The organism is Bacillus sp. JJ1127, from assembly GCF_036965845.1.
Lineage (GTDB): Bacteria > Bacillota > Bacilli > Bacillales > Bacillaceae_G > Bacillus_A.
On sequence record NZ_JBALQK010000192.1, the window covers coordinates 12261 to 17082 of the forward strand.

Below are 4822 nucleotides of genomic sequence, written 5' to 3' on the forward strand. Positions count from 1 at the left end.
TCTGCATAACAGGGATTTATATAGTTTTTTCATTTTAATAGTGACATGTATATTTCAGGAGAGTAGTAGGGATGAAGATGATTAGAAAATACTGAAAAATTATAAAAATCACATTAATGATAAATGACGGAAAAATATAGAAAGGAATGTGAATGATTATATGAATGAAATACTACCATCAAATAAGTTATTTTATTTGATTATGGTTAGCATAATTATAATTACGACAGTGAATGTTGCTCTTCGCTGGGATGAGGCCTATTTTTTTGTTTATTTAGCACTTCATCTGCTAGGCCTATTATGTATTGGCGGTGGCATTGTAGTTGAAAAAAGAAGTGAGGATGGCATTAATTATATATGTGTGCTCGGTCTTGTACTCCTTTTAACTGTACAAGGAATTATGAAATATAGTTCACTTTCTTTTCAAGACTTCAGTTTTATTGTGGACATGATACCGTAGAGATACGATCCTAAACAGAAATGTAAAAACTCTTCTCGCCTAGAAGAGTTTTTTACATTGCCTTTTTAATTTTTTCGAGCACTTTTTGACTATTAAACCCGCGTTCTCCCATACCAAATACTTCAATTAATCGATCGTTTTCATCAAGTAAATAAGAGTTAGAAGTATGAATATAAAGTCCGCTTCCAGGGTCGCGGTATTGAAAGTTAAATGTGTCGGCTAGTTTTTTCGTTTCATCTACATCGCCGCGTAGTAAATGCCATCCTTTTGTTTTTTTTATTTCAAAGGTGTTCGAATATGTAGTTAATACTTCTTTTGTATCAAATTTAGGGTCAATTGTAATTGTAATAAATTCAATCTTTTTCCCGAAGAGATTTTCTTTTTCTAACTCATCACGTAAATGTTTCATTTTGTATGTAGTGACTGGACAAATGTCGGGACATTTTGTGTATATAAATTCTACAAGTTTTAATTTTTTAGGTAAGTTATCGAAAGATACGGTAGAGCCATTTATATCTTCCATAATGATGCCGCGGGGTATTTCAGCTGAAGCTTTACGATAGTCTGTAAAATAATAAATGCCAATACTAATTACAATGATTAAACCTAATGTAAAAGTTACATAAATCTTTTTCATCTTCCAATCCCCTCCTAAGTTTATTTTATAAGAAGAATCAGAAAATTAACGAAAAGGGATTGAAAGTTCCATGACAATTCTCTGTATTAGCTTGTTCTATTTTAGAAGGTATGCACCTACAATAATAATAGACAGGCAGCATAGAGGAGGGAATACTGTGAGGAAAGTTATTGGTTGGTCGCTTTTTTTGTACGTTGGTTTTGCTTTCTTTATATATTGGTATTTATTTGGATGGAATCATGAGATCATTCCGGATATGTATAAAGGAACGAGTGCTGATCCGCAAACATTTATGAATGCGAAGGAGCTTACACTAAGTCAAAATTACTCGCAGGTGAAAAATTTACTCTTTTTTTTAGCAACGCCTCTTGAATGGCTTATTTTATTGTTTGTTCTTGTTTTAGGTGTATCAAAGCGTTTTGAAAAATGGTCAAAGGATACGACAAAAGTAAGGGTCTTGCAGATTGCGATTTATTTATTTTACTTATCACTACTTACAACAGCTCTTTCATTACCGATGCAGTGGATTGGACATAAAGTATCGATTGATTACGGGATTTCAACGCAGACAACACCGAGCTGGATAAAAGATCATGTCATTGATTTTTGGGTAAATTACGTAATCATGCTACTTATTGTTTCGGTTCTGTTATGGCTGATTCGAAAGTTTCCTAAGAGATGGTGGTTAGCTGGATGGGCGCTATCTGTACCGTTTACGATTTTTTTAACGTTCGTGCAGCCGGTTTTAATTGATCCGCTCTACCACGACTTCTCTACGCTGAAAAATAAAGAATTAGAAACGAAAATTTTAGCACTTGCAGATCAAGCGGATATTCCAGCTGAACATGTATATGAAGTAAATATGTCGGAAAAAACGAACGCGTTAAATGCGTATGTAACAGGAATTGGCCGTAATACTCGCATTGTAATGTGGGATACAACACTTCAACAATTAAAAGATAAAGAGATTTTATTTATAATGGCTCATGAAATAGGACATTATGTGATGAAACATATATATTGGGGCGTAGCAAGTTATATCGTTTTAACCTTTGTGGGCATGTATCTCATTAGTCGTATTATCAATATGTGTCTCAGGAAATGGGGAGATACATTACAAATATCCAAGTTAGCATGTTTCTCTATCATTCCTTTGTTTTTTCTCATTTCTTCTATATTATCTTTTGCGGTAAGTCCGGCATCAAACTATGTATCTCGTATAGAAGAACGTGCGGCTGATCAATATGCATTAAACATGACGAAAGATGGAAAGTCAGGTGTGAAAACATTTCAATATTTATCGAAAACAAGCTTAAGTCAAGTGAATCCACCTGCATTAGTAAAATTTTTCTTATATACGCATCCACCCATTTTTGAAAGAATTCATACGTTTGAAGAATATGAGAAACAACAAAAATAAGAAGCAGCAATTGCGCTGCTTCTTTATTTATGGTAATAAAAGTTTACTTCTGGTAATATTTATCATTGATTTTTATGCTGATTTTGTAAATAATAAACTATAAAATTTAAAAAATCTATATATAGAGAGATAGAGGTGAAGTTGTGGGATATTTAAAAAATTTAAAGGTGAAATATAAATTATTAACACTTATTTCCTTGGCTGTTTTAGGCTTAATCATGACGAGTTGGTTAGCTATCCATTCTATGAAACAAATAAAACATGATACAGAGGTTGTTGTGGATGACTATCAATATTCCGCTGTTTTATTGGAAAGTATGCTTCGTACACAAAATTCATTGGAATATAATTTATTAGAATTCATAACGACTTCACCAGAGCAGAGTGAGAAAAGAAAAGAGAGTGTTACAAATATTGAAAAAGATCTTAAGGAATATGCATCTTTATTGAAAGAATATGATGATGGTTTCAATTTGAGTAAACAAGAAGATGAATTGTTTCAAAGAATGAAAAAGGTTTTACCAGATTATATGGATACATATAAAAATTTGTTTGGGAAAGCAAGAGTAACAAATGACTCTCAAATGATAAATGAATTTCAAAAAGAATTAAAGCCAAAGGGAGTCGAGCTAGCTGGTCATACGATAGATTTAGAGAAATATGTTTCTGATTTAGCTGATAAAGTATTTAATGACTCTAAAAAAATGATTGAACGCTCAATTACTACTTTTATTATAATTGTGGCAGCTAGTATCATTTTTATTTGCATATTAAGTTATGTTATTAGTAAGTTGATAGTCAGCCCTTTACAAACCGTAAGTAGTATGATGGGAAGAGCAAAAGAGGGAGACTTAACTGTATACGGAGATTATAAAGCAAAAGATGAATTAGGTGTATTAGTAAAAGATTTTAATGAAATGATTGCGGGATTAAGGGGAAATATGCAAGAAGTTGAAAACAATATTCAACTTTTATCCCATCATGCAGATGAAGTAGTTTCTGCATCAGAAACATCAAATCATGCAGCTAAACAAATTACAATCGATATTGAAGAGGTTGCAAATGGCGCTGATAGTCAAAAGAAAGCAACTGAACAAACTGCATGTGCGATGGAAGAATTGACGCATGAAATGCAAGGAATCGTTGATACATCTGCGTCAGTAAATGAGCTATCTGCTCACTCTGCATTAGACGCAGAGGCAGGAAACAAACTAATGAAACAAATGATTAAACAAATGGATACGATTCAAGGATCCGTGCAAATGGGTGTTAGACAAGTAGGGGATATGAAAGAGCAATCAGAGGAAATTGTGAAAATTATTGATGTCATGCAGGGGATTACATCGCAAATTAATTTACTAGCATTAAATGCTGCAATTGAGGCAGCTCGTGCGGGGGAAAGTGGAAGAGGATTTGCTATTGTTGCAGATGAAGTAAGAAAGTTAGCAGAGCAATCTAGTGATTCTGCAAAACAAATCGAACAACTTGTTGCTCAGGTAATGGAAGCAACGAATCATACAGTAGACATGATGGGGACAGTAGACCATGAGGTACAACAAGGAACAAAAGTAGTGATGCGTACGGAAGAAGTATTTGGGAAAATTACTGAAAAAGTTCAGCAAGTATCTGCTCAAATTCAAACTGTATCTATGTCTACGGACGAAATGGTTGCGAGCAGTGAGGAAATTTCTGCTTCTGCAGAAGAAATGGCACACATTGCACAAAGGTCATCTGATCGCACTGATGCGGTAAAAGAATCTATTCGTCAGCAGGAAGAGTCCATTCAAACGATTTCTGTTGCAATTGAACAACTTCACAGTATAGCAGGTGGATTGAAAAAGATTGTTTCTCAATTTACACTTCAAAAATAGGAGTATGAGTCAAACAATCTGTAAAAGAAGCGTAACGATGTGAAAAATACAATCATGTATAAAAGAGACATGTTAAGATGTGATAAACCTTTACATTTTAATATGTCTTTTATTCTATTTTTTTACAGATTATTGTTCATAATATATAATTGAATTTATTGTTTTTGGAATATTTAGTTTATAAAGATTGGATTTGTATATGAGAATACCTATATAAATTCATTTTAATGTTTCGACATCTACATTCCTGCTATGCAGAACAAAAAGTAACCGACACTCGTTTGCTCATTCTGTTTTTACTTCGCATGTGGCAGAAAAGGGCCCTGACCGCTTCTATGCATGGTCAGATGCTCTCTCCCACCTAAAAAGAAAGGTTTTATGTCGATTTTTCAATTTGTACTTATATAGTTAAGTCCTTACAATACATGTTCTCA

General features: G+C 33.3%; 4 protein-coding genes. 3 read left to right on the forward strand and 1 reads right to left on the reverse strand.

Annotated elements, in window-relative coordinates; all coding sequences use genetic code 11:
• The first annotated feature begins 160 nt into the window (after positions 1–160).
• A complete protein-coding gene (locus V7183_RS18490; RefSeq protein WP_097897618.1) occupies positions 161–460 on the forward strand; it encodes a hypothetical protein in 300 nt (99 codons plus the stop codon).
• Between the two features lie 52 nt (positions 461–512).
• Here the strand turns inward: V7183_RS18490 and V7183_RS18495 are convergent, their stop codons facing one another.
• Entirely contained in the window at positions 513–1097 is a 585-nt protein-coding gene (locus V7183_RS18495) for an SCO family protein (RefSeq protein ID WP_097897617.1), read from the reverse strand.
• Positions 1098–1254: 157 nt separating this feature from the next.
• Between V7183_RS18495 and V7183_RS18500 the strand changes: the two genes are divergently transcribed.
• Together V7183_RS18500 and V7183_RS18505 are read left to right on the forward strand one after the other, a co-directional pair.
• Positions 1255–2517: a M48 family metallopeptidase gene (locus V7183_RS18500; protein ID WP_335360401.1), complete on the forward strand. Its 1263-nt coding sequence runs from the start codon at positions 1255–1257 to the stop codon at positions 2515–2517.
• A 143-nt stretch (positions 2518–2660) separates the two neighbouring features.
• Complete coding sequence (locus V7183_RS18505; protein ID WP_335360402.1) at positions 2661–4388, forward strand: methyl-accepting chemotaxis protein; 1728 nt, start codon at positions 2661–2663, stop codon at positions 4386–4388.
• Positions 4389–4822 lie beyond the last annotated feature (434 nt).

Coding starts and splice junctions, on each gene's coding strand:
- V7183_RS18490 (WP_097897618.1), top strand. CDS start 161: ATGAATGAAATACTACCATCAAATAAGTTATTTTATTTGATTATGGTT.
- V7183_RS18495 (WP_097897617.1), bottom strand. CDS start 1,097: ATGAAAAAGATTTATGTAACTTTTACATTAGGTTTAATCATTGTAATT.